Genomic DNA, 20,159 nt, shown 5'->3' with positions numbered 1-20,159 from the left:
TCAGCCAGCAGCCAGCCGCCGTAACGCCAGAAGGAACGCGAATTCATGAGTCTCCAGCCGGGTGACGCCCTCACCTCACACAATTTCGGCCTGCAGATCGACGGTGTGATGGTCGAGTACCTCGCGGAGGTCAGCGGCCTCAGCATCGAGCAGGACGTCATCACGTACCAGCAGAACACCCCCAACGGCCAGAACGTGGTCAAGAACATGCCGGGCGTGAAGAAGAACGGCACCTGCACGGTGATCCGCGGCATGACCCAGTCGGCCTCGTTCACCCAGTGGATCAACGAGTCGATCTCCGGTCAGATGACCACCGCGCGCAAGAACGCGTCGATCATCATGATGGACTTCCAGAACAACCCGGTGAAGCGCTACCACCTGCGCAACGCCTGGTGCAGCAAGATCGACGCGAGCACGGTGAAGGCGGGCGAGGCCGCCGCCCTCACCGAGTCCGTGACCATCGTGTTCGAAGAACTGGTCATCGAATAATGAGGCGTTCGGCGGCTGCCGGCGTGACGGCGGCTGTGGCTGCGCCCGCTCCGGGTGCGGAGTCCGTGGCTGGGGCAGGGGTGGGGGCGGGGCCGATACCGGCCCCGGCTCCGGCCGCCGCTCCCGCCGTACGGCAGACGCTGCGGACCGAGTTCCCCTTCCAGCTGCCGCGCGGCTACGTCGACGAGTCCGGCACGGTCCACCAGGACGGTGTGATGCGACTGGCCACCGCGCGCGACGAGTTGGTGCCGCTGCGGGACGTCCGGGTGCAGGAGAACCCGGCGTATCTGTCGGTGGTGCTGCTCGGCCGGGTGATCACGAGGCTGGGCAGCGTCCCCATGGTCCACGACGGGATCGTGGAGAACATGTTCGCCTCCGACCTCGCCTTCCTCCAGGACTTCTACCGCCAGATCAACGCGGAAGGCCACACCCGCGCGGCAGTTCAGTGCCCGCACTGCGCGGAACCCTTCGAAGTGGAGCTCGGCGGGAGCCGCCTGGGGGAATCGTGACGTACGCGACCGACCGGCTGCACGAGGAGATCGCGTACGTGGCCTACCACTTCCACTGGAGCCTGGAGGACATCCTGGACCTCGAACACCACGACCGCCGCCGCTACTTGGGCGAGATCGCGTCCCTGGTGACACGGTCCGGGGCGGAGGGCTGAGCGGTGGGGTTCTTGGACCGGTTGCGGGGACGAGGGGCAGACGGACTTCGGGGTTCTGCCGAGGAGGACGGCTCCGCAGGTCCTGCGAGTTCTTCGAGTACTACGAGTTCTACGGCTCCTGCGGTTTCCACGGTGTCCACGGCGCCGGCGGTGGCTCTGGCGAGTTGGCCCGGGTTGCCGCCGATCCAGCGGGCCTCCGCCGTCGGAGGTACCGGGGTGGCCGACGCCGGGTTCGGTGCGCGGCTGCCCACCTGGCAGAACCCGTCGTTCACGGGGACGGGGTTCCGCGCGGTGCTGGACGCGGAGCGGAGTGCCCGGATCGCCGGTTCCGCGCTGCCCGCGCCGCCGGTGCGGGCGGTACCGAGCCTTGGGCAGCCTGCGGGTGAACTGCCGTTGGCGGGGCGGGCGTTGGGTGCGCAGCAGCCGGGGCCGGTGGTTCCGTTGCGGGCAAGCTCGGGTTCAGGTTCAGCTTCAGGTTTGAGTGCTGGGCGTGGGGTGTCTGGTCCGGTGGTGCAGCGGGCTGTGCCTCTTGCGGCGAGTGGGTCCGTGGGGGCGCGCAGTAGTGCTTCGGCTCCTGCGGGCGGGGCGATGGGGCCGGCTTCCGGTATTCGGGTGGCCGCGGTGTCGGCGGAGCAACTCCGGCCGGGGGCCGGGTCGTTGACGAGGGCCAGCACGGCTGCGGTGCAGCGGCGGCTGGTTGGTCGGCGGAACTCGGGTGCTGTGGAGGGTGGTGCGGGCAGCGAGTCCAGGGGTGAGTCCCGGTCGGCCTCAACTGGTGGGGATCGAGGGGAAAGTGAGCCGGGCGGAGACTCGCCTGTTCCGTTTGCCGTCCCGGCGGCCAGTGGTGGCGTCGTGGAGCAACTCGGTGGTGCGGCAAACGTAGTTCGTGGTGGGGGAGACGCTCACGGCACGGACGGGAACGTTGCCGAGCGGGTGGCGGTGCAGCGCGCAGTGGCTTCGGGTGGTGCGCGTGGCGCGGGGGAGCCGCGGGAAGCGGTGCCTGGTGCTGCGGTGGTGACGCCCGCGGGGCCCGGCGTGGTTCCGGAGACTTCGGGTGGCGTGCGGCGGGCGGTCACTGTGCCTGATGCGACGACCTCCGCCCCGACGGCTCGGAAGTCACCGACGGCCCCGAAGCTCCCGACGGTTCCGAAGTCCCCGGCCGCCCCGACATCCATGCCGAACTCCGCATCGCCGTCAACCGAGTTGCCGCCGGTCACGCCCGCCGCCTTCGCCCAGCCGACGGCACCTGACGTCTCCCGCGCCCCGATGCCCGTACAACGTGTCGCGGCTGCTCCCGCGCCACGCGATGGCAGCGCCCAGCCCCACACCTCGGCGGCCCGCGTGGAACAGGCGGATTCCGCCCCCACCCGGACCGACGATCCCGGCAACGGTCCAACCCCCGCTCCTACGCCCCCTCCCGCACCCCAGATCCAACGCAGTGCCGCCCGCCGCCCGCCTCGCATCCCCCTCGGCGCCCCGCTCGCCACGCGACCGAACGAGACGCGCCCGAACGAAACGCGGCAGCCCTCCACGCCCGTACCACCGATGCCCAGTTCGGCGACTCACCCCGCGCAGGGCAACGTGCCCAACGCCCCTGTCCCGCAAGGTGATTCGGTCACGGGTCCCGCGCCCGCGCCCTCCCCGGCGGCAGGTTCGCCAATACCCGCCCCCCGATCTCCGGCTTCCGCGACGACCACTCCCGTCCGGCGCCGTTCACCCCTCGGCGCTCCGGTCACCGCCACACCCGCAGACGCCAAGCCCCTCACCGGCTCGCCGTTCCCTCCGGCCGGCGCTGGGCACCGTACGGAACCGGGTTCGAGGCCAACAGCGGGACCTGGGTCGGCGATCCAGCGAAGCGTCACCCTCGGCGCGTCTGCACCGGCCCCGCAGACGTCCCGGGCCACCGCCCCCTCAGCCGCCGCGCATGCGCCTGCCGCACACCCAACCACCGCACATCCGCTTGCCGGCCCCCCGACTACCGCGCTCCCAGCCACCGCGCCTTCAACTGCCGTGCACCGGCAGCCTGTTGCCCCGGCAGTCCCGGCTGTCCCGACAGTCCCGGCGACACCGGTCCCGGGGCCGGCGATCCAGCGAAGCGTCGCCCCCGACGCATCTGCACCGGCCCCGCAGACGCCCCCGGCCACCGCCCACGCAGCGACCGCACACCCCTCTGCTGGACACCCCACCACAGCGCATCCGCTTGCCGCGTTCCCAACTGACGCGCCTCCAACTACCTTGCACCGGCTGCCTGTTGCCCCATCCAGCCCAGCCGGCCCGGCGGCCCCGGCGACACCGGGCCAGGGACCGACGATCCAGCGAAGCGTCGCTCCGAGCACGCCCGTACCGGTCGCGCAGGCCCCCTCGGCCACCGCCCCCTCATCCACCACGCACCCGACCACCGCAGACCGCCCGACCGCAGCCCCGGCCGCGCCCCCGCCACTGGCTGCTCTTCCGTCCTCGGTTGCAACCCCGTCCTCGGCTGTGACTTCGTCCACGGTGGGGCCCCAGTCTCCGGCCATGAGTGCGTCCACGCTTGGGCCCCGACCCTCGGCTGTGGCTCCATCCCCAGCCGCGACTTCGTCTTCCGCTGTGACGCCATCCCCAGCTGGGCCCTCGCCCTCAGCCGTGCCCCCGCCCTCACCTACGGCCCTGCCCCGCGCCACGAAGCCGGCTCCGCCCAGCCCGACCGCTCCTGGACCGATCCCTCCCCGCGAGACCTCCCGCACCGCACCGCCGCTCACCGCGCCCTCCCTCACCGCACCTCGCCCCACCACACAGGCCCCCACCACACCGGCGCGCCCAAGCGGTTCGCTCCGCACACCACCCCCGGCGCAGCGCCCCGCATCCCCGTCGCCCTTCACCCCCATACAACGTCACCGCCGAACGACACCCGACAGGCCCGTCACCCCCGTCACCCCCGTCACCCCCGTAGTACCCGGCACTGCCGCAGCCCCCAGCACCCCAGGAGCACCGGGCGCCCCCGTACTACCCACGACCGCCGCACTCCCCAGCACCCCCGCCATACCCGTAGTACCCCTACGCCTCTCCACCCCCGCACCCCACAGCCCCCTCCCGGTCTCCACCCCAGTCGGAACCGGACCCCTCCCCATCCCCACAGTCCAACGCAACGCCTCGACCACCACCGCACTCGGTCCCGCAGCCCCCTCCCCCCTGAACCGAGCCCGCCCCACTCTCGGTAAAACCCCCACCTCCACCGCGCCAACCACAGTCGTCGCCCCCGCCTCACGCCCCTCCACCCCACCCCCGCCGTACACCGCAGCCCCCTCCCAGTCACCCCCACCCCCCGACCCCCCACCTCCCTACTCCCCGACCACAGCCACAGCAGCCAACGCCGGCAACCCCCCACCCCCCGCCTACGAGGCAATCCCCGCAGGCCAGTTCGACCCCCGAGACCTCACCGACTTCCAGCTGGACGAACTCGTGCACCGGATCATCGGCCGCATCACCCGCCTGATCCGCACGGAACTACGCCTGGACCGGGAACGGATCGGCAAGCTCCGCGACCCCCGCCACTGACCGGAACCACCCCGCCCCGACGCAACGACAGGAAGGCCCACCCCCGATGTCCCGCCTCGACCCGGGCTCCACCATCTGGTTCACCCTCAGCATCGACGGCGAGAGCCTCGGCTACTTCAACGGGTGCGACGGGCTGTCGTCGACGGTGGAGATCGAGCACCGGCAGGAGGGCGGCAACAACGGCTTCGTCTGGCAACTCCCCACCCGTGTCACCTTCTCCACCATCCGGCTGACCCGCCCGCTCACCCCGGACACCGCGAAGGTCGCCAAGTGGATCTCCTCCGTGCAGACCGGGATCAAGCGCCCCACCGGCCAGATCGCGGCGCTGCGCGCGGACGGTTCGGAGGTCGCCCACTGGGGGCTCATCGACGTGCTGCCGGTGAGCTGGCAGGGCCCCTCCCTCGACCCGGCCGGACCGGCCGTCGCCACCGAGGTCCTGGAGATCGCGCACCACGGATTCACGGACTGAGCGGGGCGGCGGAGGAAGGGAGAGGAAGACCATGGCCACCACCAGCAGGGGCGCCGGCAAGAGCCTTGTCCGTGCCAGCCTTGCCATTCACGAGCCGCCGGTAGGGGGGAGCACCACCCCCGGTGGGCTCATCAAGACCTTCGCCTTCGACTTCAACCCGGCGCAGCTGTCACTCACCCGTCGCGCCCAGTGGAAGACGACCCCCGCGCAGATCGAACGGGACGGTTCCCTCCCGGAGTTCATGGGTTCGCAGCCGCGTGAGATGGGCGTGGAGATCTTCCTCGACTCCTCCGACGAGCCGACCAGCAACTCGGTGCTGAAGAAGGTCGAGTCGCTGCTCGCCTGTTGCGACGTGACCACCAAGTCCATTGCCGCCAAGCAGCCTTCGCCGCCTTGGGTGGTGTTCCAGTGGGGGTCGTTCTCCACTGCCCGCTTCACCGCCTACGTCTCCTCCGTCGAAGCCGCCTACTCGCTCTTCGGGACCACCGGCGTGCCCATCCGCGCCACCTGTCGGCTGCAACTGCACGAGATACCGAGCAACACCAAGGGCCAGAACCCGACTTCGGGCGCGCTCACCGCGCAGCGCGTCCACCGGGTCGTAGCAGGGGACTCGTTGCAGTCGCTGGCCTGGCGGGAGTACGGCGACTCCGCCGCGTGGCGGGCGATCGCCGAGGCCAACGGGATCGACGACCCGACGCGGCTCGCGAACGGTGTCGAACTCGTGCTGCCCGCCGCCGAGGAGGTGCGTTCCTGATGGTGAAGTCCGCGTTCTCGAATGTCGTCGAGGTGAAGATCGGCGGCGCCAAGATCCCTTCGGAGTACGCCCGTTACCTCGTCGACAGCTACGTCGACCAGGGCGTCGGCGTCCCGGCCGCGTTCCGGCTCACCTTCCGGGACCCGTACCGGCTCATCCTCGGGAAGCTCGGGGTCACCTTCGGCACGAAGGTCGTCATCGCGCCGGTGGCCGACGGGCAGGGCGCCGCCGATCCGCTGCTGACCGGTGAAGTCACGGGACTTGAGGCCGACTACGACGGCACCGGCACCTTCACCGTCGTGCGCGGCTACGACTTCGGGCACCGGCTGCTGCGGCAGCGCCGGGTCGCCGCCTACCGGAACCAGAGCGCGTCCGACATCGCCCGCAAACTGGCCGCCCAGGACGGGGTGCCGATCGGGAAGATCACGTCGACGCGGACCGTGTACGAGTTCATCTCCCAGTCCAACGTGACCGATTGGGACTTTCTCGCCCGGCTCGCGGACGAGAACGAGATGGTCATGTCGGTCGACGCGGACGGCAAGTTCCAGTTCGTGGAGCCGAAACCGTCGTCCGGTGCGCCGTCCCCCGAGACCGACGGCGACAAGAGCCCGTTCGTCCTCCAGGCCGGGCACGACATCCTGCGGCTGCGGGCCGCCGTGACCGCCGCCGACCAGGTCGGCACGGTCGAGGCGCGCGGCTGGGACGTCACCACGAAGAAGAAGCTCACCGCCACCTCGCCGGGGGCCTCGAATCCGGGCATCGGTATCGGCACCACCCCGGGCGCGGCGGCCGGCAAGTTCAAGACGGCCAAGCTGGTCGAGACGGACACGCCCTACGACAAGCAGAACGAGGTGAAGTTCGCAGCCGCCGCCCTCGCCGACGACGTGACGTCCTCCTTCGCCGAACTGGAGGTCGTCGCGCGCGGAAATCCCAAGCTGCGCCCGGGAGTTCCGGTCGCGCTCGCGGACGTGGGCACCCCCTTCGAGGGCAAGTACACGGCCACCTCCGTACGGCACGTCTTCGGCGACGGCAAGCACTACGAGACCTGGGTGACGGTCAGCGGACGGCAGTGGCGCTCGCTGTACGGGCTGGCCTCGGGCGGCTCGGAGACCGCGCCCCGGCTGCCCGGTGTCGCCAACGCCCTGGTCACCGACGTCAACGACCCACTCAAACAGGGGCGGGTGCGGTTGCAGTTCCCGTGGCTGGACGACACGTACGTCAGCGACTGGACGCGAACCGTGCAGTGGGGCGGGCTCGGTGGCGGCGGGATCTTCCCCATGGACGTCAACGACGAAGTGCTCGTCGCCTTTGACCGGGGGGCACTTGACCATCCGTTCGTGATCGGCGGGCTCTACAACGGCAAGGACAAGCCGACCGTCGTCGGTGACGTTCCGCTGCACGACGCCGTACGGAAGAAGGCGAGCCGGCACACCGTCTCCGACCGGGACGGCAACCGGATGGACCTGCTCAGCCAGAAGACCGGCGGCCGCAAGCAAGGTGTCCGACTGGCCTCCGGGGACAAGCAGTTGACCATCACGCTGGACCGCACGAACACCGAGATCGTCGTGGACAGCAAGGGCAGCGTCACCATCAAGGGCAGCCGCTCGGTGTCGGTCGAGGCCGGTACCAGCCTCACCCTCAGCGCCCGACGCAGCCTGACCATCAAGAGCGGCGGACCGCTGAACATCGAGGGGCGCGGGCTGGTCAACGTCAAGTCGACCGCCGGAGCGATCACGTTGGACGCGATGGGCGCCCTGAACATGAAGGCGCTCGGCAACGCGATGCTCACCGCGGGCGCGAGCGTGCAGATCAACTCCATCGCCAACGTGGGCATTCGGGCCGTCACCGTGCCGATCATGGGCGTGGTCACGCTCAACGGCCTTGTCCCGATGGTGATTCCGGCATGAGCGGCCCAACGGGCAAGGAACGGGCGGGTGTTGTCTGATGGCCGAACAGTTCGTCGGGTCAGGGTGGTCGTTCCCGCTGCGCATCGGGCCGACCGGAGGCATCGCGCTGGTCAGCGGGGAACGCGAGGTCGAGGAGGCGATCCGGCTCGTCCTGTCCACCGCGCCGGGCGAGCGTCCGATGCGGCCCGACTTCGGCTGCGCGATCCACGACCTGGTGTTCGCGCCGGTCAACGAGCAGACCGCGGGCCGCATCCAGCACGAGGTGCACGTCAGCCTCGACCGCTGGGAACCGCGCATCGAGGTCGACGACGTCGAGGTCACCGCGGGCACCGAGCAGAGCGTGCTGTACATCGACGTCCGCTACTCGATCCGCGGCACCAACAACCCGCGCAGCCTCGTCTTCCCCTTCTACGTCATCCCGTCCCACGACGAGCCGGACACCTCCGGTACGCCCGGCACGGCTGCTGAAAGCGACAACTGACCGATGGCCCTGCCCTCCCCGAACCTCGACGACCGCCGCTTCCAGCAGTTCGTCGACGACGCCAAGCGCTACATCCAGCAGCGCGCCCCGGAGTGGACCGACCACAACGTCTCCGACCCCGGCGTCACCCTCGTCGAGACGGTCGCGCACATGGCCGACCAGATCGTCTACCGCCTCAACCGGGTACCGGACAAGAACCACCTGGCCTTCCTCGACCTGGTCGGCATCACGCTCTTCCCGCCGTCCGCGGCCCGCACCGACGTCACGTTCTGGCTGTCGGCGCCCCAGGAGGAAGCGGTGCAGGTGCCGCTCGGCACCGAGGTCGCGACGATGCGCACCGAGGGTGAGGAGGCCGTGGTCTTCGCCACCGAGCGTGAACTCGCTGTAGTGCCGAGCACGTTGAGGCATCTCGTGGTGCAGCACCGGGGCAAGCAGGTCGTCGACCGCACCCACGACCTGGCCGAGGGCAACCACGTGATGTGCTTCGCCGAGTCGCCCGACCCCGGCGACTCGATGCTGTTCGGGCTGACCGCGGCCGTCCCGCACTGCGCCCTCGTCCTCGAACTCGACAGCCGTGTCGACGGCGTCGGCGTCGACCCGCGTCAGCCGCCCCTGGTGTGGGAGGCGTGGACCGCCGACGGCTGGCAGTCATGTGAGGTGGACCGCGACGGCACCGGCGGCCTCAACCGTCCCGGCGCGGTCATCCTGCACGTCCCCGGCGGCCACAGCCTGTCCCGCAACGGCGGCCAGGAAGCGGGCTGGTTGCGGTGCCGCGTCACCGAACCCCACTCCGACCAGCCCTTCTACACCACCTCGCCGACGGTCCGCTCCGCCGAGGCCTTCACCATCGGCGGCACCACGACCGTCGTGCACGCCGACACCGTCTACGACGAGGCGCTCGGCGAGTCCACCGGCCTGCCCGGGCAGCGGTTGCGGCTCTCCCACACACCCGTCGTCGGCGACGCCACGCCCCTGCTCCTCCAGACCGCCGAGCACGACGGCTGGACGGACTGGCAGGTCGTCCCGCACTTCGCCGCCTCCGGCCCCGACGACCGCCACATCACCCTCGACGCGGCCACCGGCGAACTCGCCTTCGGACCCGCCGTCCGCGAACCCGACGGCTCCCTGCGCCAGTACGGCATGGTCGCACCCAAGGGCTCGGTGATCCGCGCCCGCCGCTACCGCACCGGCGGCGGCCGGGCCGGCAACGTGGCACGCGGCGCGGTACAGATCCTGCGCAGCTCCATCCCGTACGTCTCCGAAGTCGTCAACCGCGAGGCGGCACGTGGGGGAGTGGACGGCGAGACGGTCCAGGAGGCCAAGACCCGCGCGCCGATCACCCTGCGCGCCCAGGAACGGGCGGTCACCCTCCGGGACTACGAGGAACTGTCCCGCCGGGCCGCCCCCGAGACGGCGCGCATCACCTGCCTGGAGGGCGACGAGGAGGAGCACGGGGCCTACGCCGTACGGGTGTTGGTGGTCCCGCAGGCCGTACCCGACCCCGGCGGACGGCTGCGCTTCGAGCAACTGGTCCCCGGTGATGCCCTGTTGGACCGCATCACTAGGCATCTCGACGAACGGCGGCTGATCGGGACCCGGTTGGCGGTCGGCCCGCCCTTCTACCAGGGCGTCACCGTCGTCGCCACGGTCCACGCCTTCCGCGGTGTCGACACCGACCGGGTGCGCCGCCAGGCCCACGACGCCCTCTACCGCCACCTCGACCCGCTCACCGGCGGATCGGACGGGAAGGGCTGGCCGTTCGGGCGTCCCGTGCAGTCCGGGGAGGTCTTCGCGGTGCTCCAGCGGGTGCCCGGCGTCGAGTTGGTCGACGAGGTCGTCCTGCACCCGGCCGACCCGCTCACCGGCAAGCGCGGCGACCCGACCGACCGCATCGACCTGGAGCGGCCGTCGCTGGTGTTCTCCTTCGACCACCGCGTCCGCGTGATCGGAGACGGCGCGTGAACATCACCAGCGTGAGCATCGCCAACTCCTGGCAAGGAGGCGTGCGTTGAGGGGATCAGTTGACGGTCTCGGCTCGTCCGCGCCGATCGGTGCGATGCTGCCCGCCGTGTTCGCCGACGACGACCTCGCCCAGCGTTTCGTCGCCGGGCTCGACGAGGTCGTAGCGCCGATCCTGAGCGTGCTGGACTGCCTCGACACGTACTTCAGGCCGTCCCTGGCACCGCTGGATTTCGTTCAGTGGCTGGGGAGTTGGGTCGGTGCCGAGACCGACGGCAGCGAACCGGAGGAGCGGCTGCGGGCCGCCGTGGCCGCCGCCACGTACCTGCACCGCATCCGCGGTACCCGGCGTGGTCTGGCCGAGGCCGTGCGGCTCGCCTTCGGTGCCGAACCGGAGATCACCGAGAGCGGCGCCGCCGACTGGAACGCCCGCCCGCTCGGCCCGGTACCCGGCGAACGCAGCCCCCGGCTCCACGTCCACCTGCGGCTGCCCGCGCCGACCACCCTGGACACCCACCGCCTCGACGCCCTCGTGGCGGCCGCCCGCCCCGCCCACATGCCGTACACGGTCCAGGTGACCGCCACCGTGCTCCCCGAAAGGAACCCCGAGAGATGACGACCACCCAGAGCTGCGCCGAATGCGGAACCCGCGCGGAACCGGGCCAGTCGTTCTGCGACGCCTGCGGCGCCGTCCTGAGCTGGACGGACCGCGCGGGCGCCCGCACCGGGGCCCCGGCCGAACGCGGCGAGCGTGCCGGCGGCGACCCGGGCCGGGACACGCTGAACACGAACGTCCAGAGCGACAACCAGCGCCCCGCACAAGGGAGTTCGGCCTCCGGCGACGACCCCGCCGCACGGCTCGACGCCCTGTCCCTGCGCCTCGACGCCCTGGCCGCCGGCGGCTCGTACGACCCGGTCGGCGCGGGCGCCCGCCAGGACCCGGCGAGCGGTGAGGCGTCCGGCGGTTCCACGACTCCTCACGCATCCGGCGCCGCCACGACCCACCCCGTGCCCCACCCGAGCAGCGCCCCGGCACCCGCCCCGGCGCCCGCGCCCGACGCGCCGTACGGTCACCACGACGGCACCACCCCCCGCACCCCCTACACGACCGACACCGCCCCCACCGAGCCGGTCCCCGCCGCCTCCCCGGAACCCGGACCGGCACCGGAGTCCGAGGCCGAGCGCGCCCGGCGGCTCCTCGTCCCGGTCTCCGACCCGGAGCCCCGCCAGGCCCCGACCGTGGCCCCGGTGCTGCCCGGCCGCCCGGTCGCCGCGCGCCCGCAGTCCGTACGGGCACCCGGTGTCGAACCCGGCGCCGTCGGCGGAGTGCCCTGCCCCTGGTGCGCGACGGCCAACCGGCCCGACCGGCACTACTGCGCCCGGTGCGCGATGCCCATGGCGGGCGAAGAGCACGCCACCGGCCAACTGCCCTGGTGGCGGCGGCTGTTCGCGTTCCGGAACGGTGAGATCCCGTGGGCGGGCGACCGGCCCCGGCTGCGCCGCACCTTCGACCGGGTGCTGACCTGGGTGGGCGCGGCGATCGTGCTGACCCTGCTGATCGTGCTGGCCGTCAACATCCCGCGCGCCGTGGACGCGACCAAGGACCACTTCGCCAAGCGGGCCCCCGTCTACCCGGACCGCGTCACCGCCTCGCGCTCCTATCCGGGCCACAAGCCGGACCTGGCCTTCGACCGGCTGAACAACACCTGGTGGGGGCCGGGGGTGACCCAGTCGGGCAAGGGCCAGTGGCTGGAGGCGCGGTTCGACGAGCCGACCCGGCTGCTGGACCTGATGATCACCCCGGGTGTCTCCACCCGCCCCGACCAGCTCAGTCAGTCGGCGCTCCCGCACCGGATCGAGGCGGAGATCACCACGGCCGACGGCAAGACGATCACCCGCCAACTCACCCTGGACCAGGGGGCGGGCGCCCAGCGCCGGTCCTTCCGGGTCGGCACGGTCACGGCGGTCCGCTTCACCATCGAGTCCGCCTACGGAACCTCGGGGAGCAAGCAAGTGGCCATCGCCGAGATCGAGTTCTTCGGCCCGTCGAGCGCGAGCGGTTCCTGACGGACGGTCCGTGCGGCGGCGGGTGCGGTGTCTCAGGCGTAGTCGGTCGCGGGGACCGTGGCGTAGCGGCTCATCATCTCGACGGTCGACTCGGTGTTGAACTCGCGGCCGCCGGCGATCATGTCCCGCAGGTCGCGGAAGTACTGCACGAACAGGTCGGGCGTGAAGGTGTTGACCATCACCGCGGGCTCGTCGCCGGGGTTGGCGAAGGTGTGCGGGGCACCGGGCGGGATCATCGCGAGGGTGCCCGCGGGGGCGACGTGGACGGTCTCGCCGATGGTGAAGTGCACGGTGCCGGAGACGACGTAGAAGCCCTCGTCGTGCTGGGCGTGGCGGTGCTGCGGCGGGCCCTGGGTGTGCGGGGCGAGGGTGATCTCGCCGATGCCGAGACGGTGGCCGGTCGTGCCGCCGTCCTCCAGGATGCGCATCGTGACCGGGCCCAGGCGGATCCTCTCGCCGTCGTCCGGACCGACCACGGAAACCTCGTTCATCGCCGACTCCCTCGTGTGTGGCGCCAGTTGTGCGCCCGTCGCGCTGTGGCGCGCCCCCAGAACAGTAAGCGGGCAGCTCTCGTTATGCAAGTGAACTCTTACGATGAGAGCTGGTCGTGATAACGTACGGGAGACGGTGGGCGACGACGAGCGAATACGGGGAAGTGACGCACCGATGGCGACAGCACAGACGGACACGGGCCGCAGCAACCAGAAGAAGCGCACCCGTACGGCGATCGTCGAGGCGGCCCGCGGGCTGATCGGCACGGGCAGCGAGGTGACGATGCCCGAGGTCGCCCGCGTCGCCCTGGTCTCCGAGGCCACCGCCTACCGCTACTTCCCCGACCTGCCCTCGCTGATCGGCGAGGCGCTGGCCGGCGTCTGGCCCGACCCCGTCGACGCGCTCGGCCCGGTCGCCGACTCCCGCGACCCGGTCGAACGGATCGCGTTCGCCTGCGAGTTCCTGCTCCGTGGCACCCTGGCCCGCCAGGGCGGGGTGCGCGCGATGATGGCGGCGACCATCGTCCGCCCCGACACGGCGAACATGCGCCCCGGCATCCGCTTCGGGCTCATCGACCACGCGCTCACCCCTCTGGCCGTCACCCTCGGGGAGACGGACCCGGACGCTTTCACCCAGCTCAAGCGCGGCCTCGCGGTCGTCATGGCCTCGGACGCCCTGTTCACCCTCACCGACCAGTGCGGGCTCACCCCCGACGAGGCGATCACCAGCGCCGTACACACCGCGAAGACCCTGACGGAGGCGGCGGTGCGCACGGCGACGCAGGGTCAGTAGCTCTCAACTCTCGCGCGCCGATACGGCAGTCGGGTCCGCCGCCAGCCAGTGGCCGTCCGTGGTCCAGCCGAGGAGCCGGCGGGCCCGGCCCTCGTCCGCCGTGCCGTCGGGGGCGAAGCCGCCGCCGTCCGCGACCAGGCGCAGCCCGGCCAACGCGGGCGCGAGGCGGGCGGTGACATGGGGAGCGTGGCGGGCCGCCTCCGCGTCCAAGTCGTCGAGTATGCGGCGCCGTTCGGCGGGCGGGCAGAGGGACAGGTGGAACACCGACTGCCGCCAGGCGTACGCCGCGTCCTTGATCGTGGAGTACGGCCACGGGTTGCGGTGCACCCGGGCCGTCAGCCGGCACACGGTGCCGAAGCAGCGGCGCGCCAGGTCTGCCCAGCCCGGCTCGGGGGCGATGCCGACCCGGTGGACCAGCGTGGCCAGGTTGTGCGTGGTCAGGATCTGCGCCTGCTCGATCACCTTGCCGTTGGCCGCCACCCAGGACCCGGACGAGGAAGGGGACTTCGACCCCGCCGGGGCCGAGGACGCCGCCGCGGCCCGCTCCGCGCACAGCCGCGCGAACCCCGGGGACGTCCGGGCTCCGGCCCCGGCTTTGTGTGACCGGCCCGCCGCCTCGCCCGCTTCCGTGCTCGCCAGGTCGCGGATCGCCGCGTAGTCGATGCCGTAGTACCGCTCGTACAGCGAACCGCCGAGCAGTTCGCCCGCGATCCGGGCCGCTGCGAGGAACTTGGGGCCGAAGGCGTCCATGAAGATGTCGGCGGCCAGCTCCTCCACCAGCGGGGCGCCCAGCTCGGACTGGCGGGCGAGCACCCCGAGTTCGCGCACCAGCGGGTTGGGGAGGATCGTGCCCGGGAACCCCCGCACCGCCAGCTCGCCCAACTTCCGTAGCAGCAGGGCCGCTTCGGCCGTGCCGTCGCCGCGCTGTGCGGACACCGCCCGTACCCAGGGCAGTTCCTCGATCCGGACCTGCCCCTCCAGGTTGAGCAGGAGCAGCGAACGGCGGTTGCGGAACGCGCGGTAGTTCGCGGCCATCAGCGTCCGCAGCGCCTCGTCGGCGTAGGTCCGCGCGGTGGTGCCGGCGACCAGCCGCGGTACCAGTTCGGCCAGCACCTCGGCCGAGGGGACGACTCCCCGCTCCACGAGGATGGCGACCGGTGCGCTGAGCGCGCCCTCGACCACCCGGCTGATCGCGGGCGGGAGTTGGGCCCCGGCGGGCAGGCCGGTCTCCCGCCGCTCCGGCTCGGAGACCGGGGCGAGTACGGATGCGAGGTCGGTGATCCCCGACTCCTGGGGCAGCCCGGCGAGGCGGCCCACCACCACCTGCGCCAGGGCGTGGTGGGAGGGGAGGGCTGCCTGGGCCCGCTGCGCGCGGCGGAGTTCTGAGTGCGGTGCCGAGCCCGGCAGTCCGCGCCGCCGCACCATGGACGCGACGGCGTGCCGCAGCAGCCCGAGCCGCCGCGCGTCCAACTGCCGCCCGGCGACGGTCTCCTCCAGTGCGCCGCGCAGAATGCCCAGGTTCTCCTTGGGGTTGCGGTGCTTCCCGCAGCGGGTGTGCTCCTCGGCCAACGACCGGTAACGACTCAGCAGTTCGGCACCGCGCGCCAACCAGTCCGCGTCCGGGGCGAGTTCGAGCACCCGGCCGTCCGCCCCGTCCGTCGTCTCCAGCCAGTGCGCGAGCAACTCGTCCCCGAACGGCTGCCATACGCCGAGTGCCTCACGCTGTGCCTCCACGGCCGCGTTGGGGCGCCGCCTGACCAGCCGGTCCACGGTGTCGGAGACGGTACGGCGGTACAGCGCGTCGGTGTCGTCCGGCGCGGTCCGGCCGGTCGACGGGCGCGGCAGGAACCGGAGTTGGTCCGCGAACGGCTCCAACTCCGCGACCAGGTCCAGCGCGGCGGCCGTCTCCCCGAGCCGCACCAGCCACGCCATGGTGAGCAGCGCGCCCTCCTCGGGCACGGTCACCTCGTACCGCCCGCTGTTCAACTGCCCCCACAGCCAGGTGAGTCCGGTGTCGGTGAGGCAGTGGGCGAACAGCGCCCGCCGGTCCGCGGGCACGCCGAACTGCTCCGCGAGCCGCGTCTCGTACGGCTGGAGCGGGCCGCCCGCGCTCGGAGTGCCCGTGGCGAAGCCGCCGTGCACCACCTCGGGGGTGACCCAGGGCGGGAGCCCGGCCACCGGGGTGCGCGAACCGATCGACAGCAGACCGCCGGACATCCCCGCGAGCACGGCACGCCAGCGCGTCACGCGGCCCTCCGCGCGACGGCGGGTGTCGGCGTCCTCGTGGGTCAGCGCGGTCCTGAAGGCCTTGGCCAACTGACCCCGGGCATAGCCGGGGTTCGCGGTGAGGTGCTGCTGGTCAGCGTCGTCGTCCATAAGCCGGCGTGGCAGGTACTGCCCCTGCGCCCTCCGGGGTAAGAGCCCGGTGCTCTGCTGCTGAGCTACACGCCGATGAGCAGCGACGTTAGACGCGGGACGGGCGGCCGTACAAGGGGATTTCGACGGGCAAGGGGGAGTTCGACGGACAACGGGAGTTCGGTCACAGCACCTTCCGGTGGACCAGCGCCGACAGCATCAACGCCCCCGGCAGCAACGGCACCCACACCGTCAGGACGCGGTAGCCGATGACGCTCGCCGTGGCCAGGTCCATGGGGGCGCCGAACGCGACCATCGTGAACACCGTCGCCGCGTCCACGGGACCGATCCCGCCGGGTGCGGGAACGGCGCCGACCGCGGTGCTGGCGGCGAGGAACGCGATGACCACCTGCGCCCAGGACAGCGACAGACCCAGCGAGGCCCCGACCGAGAAGATCACGGTGGCCTGTAGCACCGGCGCGGCCGCCGCCCCGCCCCACAGGGCGAGGATCCGGCTGGGCATGGTGTGCAGCTGCCGTACGTCGGTCAGGGCGGTGCGGACGCAGCGCAGCGCCGGGCGGCGCAGCGGACGTACGACGGCCAGGAGCAGGGCGGCCGTGCCGAGCGTGACCCCCAGCCCGCCGAAGGCGAGGACCAACGACCAGCCCCGCGGGACGAGTTGGCCGAACCTCAGCATCTCGGGGAAGGCGATGAGGAAGCCGAGGAGGACGAACGTCTTCGCGATCGGCCTGACGAGCGAGTACAGGGCGAGCGAGGCGGTGGCGCGGGCGAGGGGGATGCCGCGGCCCTGGAGGAAGCGCAGCGTGACGGCGTGGGCGCCGATGCTGGCCGGCAGCGCGTGGTTGGCGGCGCCGGCGGCGAACTGCGAGGCGATCAGCAGGCCGGTCGGCAGCCGGTCCGGCACGGCACCCTGGCGGACGAGGGCGGCGGTGCCCCAGCCGAGGCAGGTGAAGAAGAACGCGGCGAGCAGCCACCAGGGGTCGGCGGAGGCGAGCCGGGCCGTGCCGTCGTACATGGCATGCCAGTCGACCGCCGCCCACACCGCGATCAGCAGCAGGGGCAGCAGCGTCAGCACCTTGGTGGCGAGGCGTGCCGCGGAGGGGAGACGGAAGGGGACGGGGGCGGGAGTGGGGCCGGTGGTGGAGGCGGGGAGCGGCCCGGGGATGTCTTCGAGCGGAAGCAGGGACACGAGGCGAAACGTTCCCCTCCGGTATGACGTCGCGGTGTCCGGAAGCGGAAGGCGCGCGGACGGTCGGGCGACGCGGACGGCATACATGGCGTGAATGGCACGGTTGTCGCGGGGGTGCGGTACGGGTGTGGCGCGAGTGAACGCACACCTGCATCACCTGTGTCAGCACTGGGCCAGTCCCCTGTGTCATCCCCGCGCCGGCCCCGGGCCACTCCAGATCATTGCCTGAATCAACAATCCATCGGTTTGTTGACTTTAGGTTGAGCGAGCCATTTCAATTCCATTATGACCCACGCCGAGCGTACGTCCGCCGCCGTCACCGCCCTGCCCGTCGACCTCGACGAGGCGGCCCACCGCTGTCTGGTCGCCGGGTTCGACGGCATGACGACCGTGCCGGACACGCTCAAGCGGCTCATCGACCGCGGCCTCGGCGGGGTCATCCTGTTCACCCGCAACATCCGGGACGCCGAGCAGGTGCGCTGGCTCACCGACGCACTCCGCGCCATCCGGCCCGACCTGCTCGTCGCCATCGACAACGAGGGCGGCGGCATCGGCCACCTGGTGAGCGCCGGCGCCCCGGACGTCCCCGGCTCCTACGCCCTCGGCGTCGTCGACGACCCGGCGCTGACCGCCCGTTGCGCCGACGCGCTCGCCGGGCACCTCGCCACGCTCGGCATCACCGCCTCGTACGCCCCCGTCGCCGACCTCCAGCATCAGCCGCGCAACCCGATCGTGCGCACCCGCTCCTTCGGCGCCGACCCCGACCTCGCCGCCCGCCATCTGCGCGCCTGGATCACCGCCACCGACGTCCGCGGCATCGCCTCCTGCGCCAAGCACTTCCCCGGCCACGGCGGCACGATCACCGACAGCCACCACGGCATCGCGATCGACCCGCGCCCCTACGACGAACTCCTCGTCGACCTCGAACCGTTCCGCGCGTCCATCGCGGCCGGTGTGCCGATGCTGATGAGCGCGCACGTCGTCTTCCCGGCGCTGGACGCCAACCGCCCCGCCACGCTGAGCCGCCGCATACTCGGTGACCTACTCCGCCTCGAACTCGGCTTCGACGGCGTCCTGGTGAGCGACGCGCTGGAGATGAAGGCGATCGCCGACGCGTACGGCGAAGCGGCCGGGGCCCGGATCGCCCTCGCCGCCGGAGCGGACCAAGTCATCGTCGCCGTGCCGGACTTGGACGTCACCCTGTCCTGCCGGGACGCCGTGCTCGACGCGCTGCATTCCAGTGTGCTGCCCGAGGAGCGGGTGTGGGAGGCGGCCGGGCGGGTGCGACGGCTCGCCGAGCGGTACGCGACCCCGCGCCGGACGGTCACCGCCTGGGACACGGGCGCCGGTCTGGAGGCGGCCCGCCGCGCGGTGCGCACCGGGACCCTGCCGCCGCCGCTGCGCGGTGCCCACGTCGTCGACCTGTTCCCGGCCCCGCACCCCGCCCTGAACTGGGGCGGCGAGGACCTCCTCACCGAACTCCGCGCGATCGACCCCACGGCCACCGGCACCGCGCTCAACACGGAACCGGCGGACCTTGTAGCCCTCGTCGACGGAATCCTGCGCGAGGGCGCCCCGCTGGTCGTCGTCACCTCCGACGCCGGCCTGCACCCCTGGCAGGCCCGGCTGCGCGACACGCTCGCCGCCCGGCGGCCCGACGCCGTACTGGTCGACACCGGACTGCCGGAGGGCGGCGCCCTCTGCTCCTACGGGCGGGGGCGGGTCAACCTGCGGGCGGTCGCGGAGGTACTGACAGGCAGTTGACCTTCACCGCGGGTGTACGACCTCCTTGATGCCCCGCGCCGCCAAGTACCCCTCGTCCTCGGCCCGTTCGGCCAGCACCACCGCCGGACGGACGCCCTCCGTGTGCAGCCGCATCCACTCCTCGAAGTACGCGCCTCCCGGTCCGGACACCGAGCGGGTGGCCGGGGTGCAGTCCAACACCAGGGCCGTGTCACGGAGTCGGACGGTGTGCGGCTCCGCGATCGCTTGGGCGAAGGCCTCGGCGATCGGCTTGGGGCGGCCCGCCGAGTCGAACAGGCCCAGCGTGTACTCGAGTTCGGGGTAGTCCGCGAGCGAGCGGTCCACGTCGTGCGAGCACCACCACGTCACGCCCCACAGCCCCGCGCACTCGGCCGCGTTGCGCACGGTCGCCCGCGCGAACTCCGGGGCGTCGGCCGCCGGGATGTGCGGCTCGGGCGCGCCGGTCTCCTGGACCCAGACGGGCCGGGCCGGGTCGGTGGCGTACGCCTTGGCCAACTCCGTTCCGTACTCGGCGAGATGGAGCACCTGCGGGGAGCGCGGACCGTAGCGGCGGGCGCAGTCGCCGGAGAACACCCACGGATGGACGGTGGTCAGATCGCCCTTGCGGGCCGAGGCCTCCGGGGTGAACGGGTGGTCGTCGCCGTACCAGGCGGCGTCGTACGCGGAGTGCGTGACCAGGCGGTCCGGCGGCAGGTGTTCGCGGGCGGCGGCCAGCAGGGTGTCGAGATAGTGGTCCACCTCGGCCACTGTCACCGGGTTGTGCTCCACCAAGTTGTTGAGCTCGTTGCCGAGTTGGAGGCCGATCAGGTTCGGGCGGTCGGCGAGGGCGCGGCCCAGCGTGCGCATCAGCTCGCCCTGGGCCGTGATGGTCTCCGGGTCGGTGAAGACGTTGCGGTGGTGCCAGCTGCGGGTCCACTCCGGGTAGAAGTCGAAGCTCGACAGATGGCCCTGGACGCCGTCCACGAGGACGTCGAGACCCGCCTCGCCCGCCAGGTCGACCAGGTGCACCAGCTGGTCCACGGCCGTCCTGCGGATCAGCGTGCGGTTCGGCTGGAGCAGCGGCCAGAGGTGGAAGATCCGGACGTGGTCCAGGCCGAGCCCGGCTATCTGGGCCAGATCCTCGCGGGCGTGCGCCGGGTCGAAGTCGTGCCAGGAGTGGAACCAGCCGCGGCGCGGCGTGTAGTTGACGCCGAAGCGGAGCGTAGGAATGGGATCCTCC

At 72.0% G+C, this 20,159-nt stretch carries 16 protein-coding genes and 1 tRNA gene; 12 read left to right on the top strand and 5 right to left on the bottom strand.

Going from position 1 to position 20,159, the window contains the following annotated elements; genetic code table 11:
* Positions 1 to 45 precede the first annotated feature (45 nt).
* The 10 genes from OG714_RS13805 (at position 46) to OG714_RS13760 (ending at position 12,327) form a co-directional block, all read left to right on the top strand.
* The gene (locus OG714_RS13805) at positions 46 to 489 is read left to right on the top strand and encodes a phage tail protein (RefSeq protein WP_327400579.1); all 444 of its coding nucleotides are present in this window, start codon (positions 46 to 48) and stop codon (positions 487 to 489) included.
* Positions 489 to 998: a hypothetical protein gene (locus OG714_RS13800; RefSeq protein ID WP_406120929.1), complete on the top strand. Its 510-nt coding sequence runs from the start codon at positions 489 to 491 to the stop codon at positions 996 to 998. Before OG714_RS13805 ends, OG714_RS13800 begins: the two co-directional genes overlap by 1 nt.
* Positions 995 to 1,153 carry a DUF6760 family protein gene (locus OG714_RS13795; RefSeq protein ID WP_327400577.1) on the top strand — a complete coding sequence of 53 codons (159 nt, stop codon included), beginning with the start codon at positions 995 to 997 and terminating at the stop codon, positions 1,151 to 1,153. Before OG714_RS13800 ends, OG714_RS13795 begins: the two co-directional genes overlap by 4 nt.
* A gap of 3,583 nt (positions 1,154 to 4,736) precedes the next feature.
* A complete protein-coding gene (locus OG714_RS13790; protein ID WP_200691099.1) occupies positions 4,737 to 5,159 on the top strand; it encodes a phage tail protein in 423 nt (140 codons plus the stop codon).
* A 31-nt stretch (positions 5,160 to 5,190) separates the two neighbouring features.
* On the top strand, positions 5,191 to 5,913 hold the full coding sequence (locus OG714_RS13785; RefSeq protein WP_327400575.1) for a peptidase M23: 723 nt from the start codon (positions 5,191 to 5,193) through the stop codon (positions 5,911 to 5,913).
* Positions 5,913 to 7,820 (top strand): VgrG-related protein, encoded by a 1,908-nt coding sequence (locus OG714_RS13780; protein ID WP_406120927.1) that lies wholly within the window; start codon positions 5,913 to 5,915, stop codon positions 7,818 to 7,820. Before OG714_RS13785 ends, OG714_RS13780 begins: the two co-directional genes overlap by 1 nt.
* A gap of 37 nt (positions 7,821 to 7,857) precedes the next feature.
* Complete coding sequence (locus OG714_RS13775; protein WP_019062855.1) at positions 7,858 to 8,301, top strand: GPW/gp25 family protein; 444 nt, start codon at positions 7,858 to 7,860, stop codon at positions 8,299 to 8,301.
* Positions 8,302 to 8,304: 3 nt separating this feature from the next.
* Positions 8,305 to 10,263 (top strand): putative baseplate assembly protein, encoded by a 1,959-nt coding sequence (locus OG714_RS13770; protein ID WP_406120924.1) that lies wholly within the window; start codon positions 8,305 to 8,307, stop codon positions 10,261 to 10,263.
* A 46-nt stretch (positions 10,264 to 10,309) separates the two neighbouring features.
* A complete protein-coding gene (locus tag OG714_RS13765; RefSeq protein ID WP_365303802.1) occupies positions 10,310 to 10,876 on the top strand; it encodes a phage tail protein in 567 nt (188 codons plus the stop codon).
* Positions 10,873 to 12,327 (top strand): NADase-type glycan-binding domain-containing protein, encoded by a 1,455-nt coding sequence (locus OG714_RS13760; protein ID WP_406120922.1) that lies wholly within the window; start codon positions 10,873 to 10,875, stop codon positions 12,325 to 12,327. Before OG714_RS13765 ends, OG714_RS13760 begins: the two co-directional genes overlap by 4 nt.
* A gap of 32 nt (positions 12,328 to 12,359) precedes the next feature.
* Here the strand turns inward: OG714_RS13760 and OG714_RS13755 are convergent, their stop codons facing one another.
* Positions 12,360 to 12,818 (bottom strand): cupin domain-containing protein, encoded by a 459-nt coding sequence (locus OG714_RS13755; RefSeq protein WP_406120920.1) that lies wholly within the window; start codon positions 12,816 to 12,818, stop codon positions 12,360 to 12,362.
* A gap of 175 nt (positions 12,819 to 12,993) precedes the next feature.
* On the opposite strand from OG714_RS13755, the gene OG714_RS13750 reads away from it, so the two are divergent.
* Entirely contained in the window at positions 12,994 to 13,611 is a 618-nt protein-coding gene (locus OG714_RS13750) for a TetR/AcrR family transcriptional regulator (RefSeq protein WP_406120919.1), read from the top strand.
* A gap of 3 nt (positions 13,612 to 13,614) precedes the next feature.
* Here the strand turns inward: OG714_RS13750 and OG714_RS13745 are convergent, their stop codons facing one another.
* The 3 genes from OG714_RS13745 to OG714_RS13735 all read right to left on the bottom strand — a co-directional run bounded on the left by OG714_RS13745 (position 13,615) and on the right by OG714_RS13735 (position 17,176).
* On the bottom strand, positions 13,615 to 15,987 hold the full coding sequence (locus OG714_RS13745) for a hypothetical protein (RefSeq protein WP_406120917.1): 2,373 nt from the start codon (positions 15,985 to 15,987) through the stop codon (positions 13,615 to 13,617).
* A 3-nt stretch (positions 15,988 to 15,990) separates the two neighbouring features.
* A tRNA-Lys gene (locus tag OG714_RS13740) sits at positions 15,991 to 16,062 on the bottom strand.
* Between the two features lie 88 nt (positions 16,063 to 16,150).
* Positions 16,151 to 17,176: a YbhN family protein gene (locus tag OG714_RS13735; RefSeq protein WP_406120916.1), complete on the bottom strand. Its 1,026-nt coding sequence runs from the start codon at positions 17,174 to 17,176 to the stop codon at positions 16,151 to 16,153.
* Between the two features lie 285 nt (positions 17,177 to 17,461).
* Between OG714_RS13735 and OG714_RS13730 the strand changes: the two genes are divergently transcribed.
* A complete protein-coding gene (locus OG714_RS13730; protein WP_406120914.1) occupies positions 17,462 to 18,940 on the top strand; it encodes a glycoside hydrolase family 3 N-terminal domain-containing protein in 1,479 nt (492 codons plus the stop codon).
* A 3-nt stretch (positions 18,941 to 18,943) separates the two neighbouring features.
* On the opposite strand, the gene OG714_RS13725 is transcribed toward OG714_RS13730, so the two are convergent.
* Positions 18,944 to 20,149, bottom strand: coding sequence for a glycosyl hydrolase (locus OG714_RS13725; RefSeq protein WP_406131814.1), 1,206 nt, complete (start codon positions 20,147 to 20,149; stop codon positions 18,944 to 18,946).
* Positions 20,150 to 20,159 lie beyond the last annotated feature (10 nt).

Origin of the sequence: Streptomyces sp. NBC_00989, assembly GCF_045162655.1 — a bacterium.
Classification (GTDB): Bacteria; Actinomycetota; Actinomycetes; order Streptomycetales; family Streptomycetaceae; genus Streptomyces.
The sequence above is the reverse complement of the archived record's forward strand: the minus strand, read 5'-3'. Positions and strand labels throughout refer to the sequence as shown.

Bases quoted from the DNA above. Each gene is read 5' to 3' on its own strand.
- OG714_RS13805 (WP_327400579.1), top strand. From the start codon at position 46: ATGAGTCTCCAGCCGGGTGACGCCCTCACCTCACACAATTTCGGCCTG.
- OG714_RS13800 (WP_406120929.1), top strand. From the start codon at position 489: ATGAGGCGTTCGGCGGCTGCCGGCGTGACGGCGGCTGTGGCTGCGCCC.
- OG714_RS13790 (WP_200691099.1), top strand. From the start codon at position 4,737: ATGTCCCGCCTCGACCCGGGCTCCACCATCTGGTTCACCCTCAGCATC.
- OG714_RS13785 (WP_327400575.1), top strand. From the start codon at position 5,191: ATGGCCACCACCAGCAGGGGCGCCGGCAAGAGCCTTGTCCGTGCCAGC.
- OG714_RS13780 (WP_406120927.1), top strand. From the start codon at position 5,913: ATGGTGAAGTCCGCGTTCTCGAATGTCGTCGAGGTGAAGATCGGCGGC.
- OG714_RS13775 (WP_019062855.1), top strand. From the start codon at position 7,858: ATGGCCGAACAGTTCGTCGGGTCAGGGTGGTCGTTCCCGCTGCGCATC.
- OG714_RS13770 (WP_406120924.1), top strand. From the start codon at position 8,305: ATGGCCCTGCCCTCCCCGAACCTCGACGACCGCCGCTTCCAGCAGTTC.
- OG714_RS13760 (WP_406120922.1), top strand. From the start codon at position 10,873: ATGACGACCACCCAGAGCTGCGCCGAATGCGGAACCCGCGCGGAACCG.
- OG714_RS13755 (WP_406120920.1), bottom strand. From the start codon at position 12,818: ATGAACGAGGTTTCCGTGGTCGGTCCGGACGACGGCGAGAGGATCCGC.
- OG714_RS13750 (WP_406120919.1), top strand. From the start codon at position 12,994: ATGGCGACAGCACAGACGGACACGGGCCGCAGCAACCAGAAGAAGCGC.
- OG714_RS13745 (WP_406120917.1), bottom strand. From the start codon at position 15,987: ATGGACGACGACGCTGACCAGCAGCACCTCACCGCGAACCCCGGCTAT.
- OG714_RS13730 (WP_406120914.1), top strand. From the start codon at position 17,462: ATGACCCACGCCGAGCGTACGTCCGCCGCCGTCACCGCCCTGCCCGTC.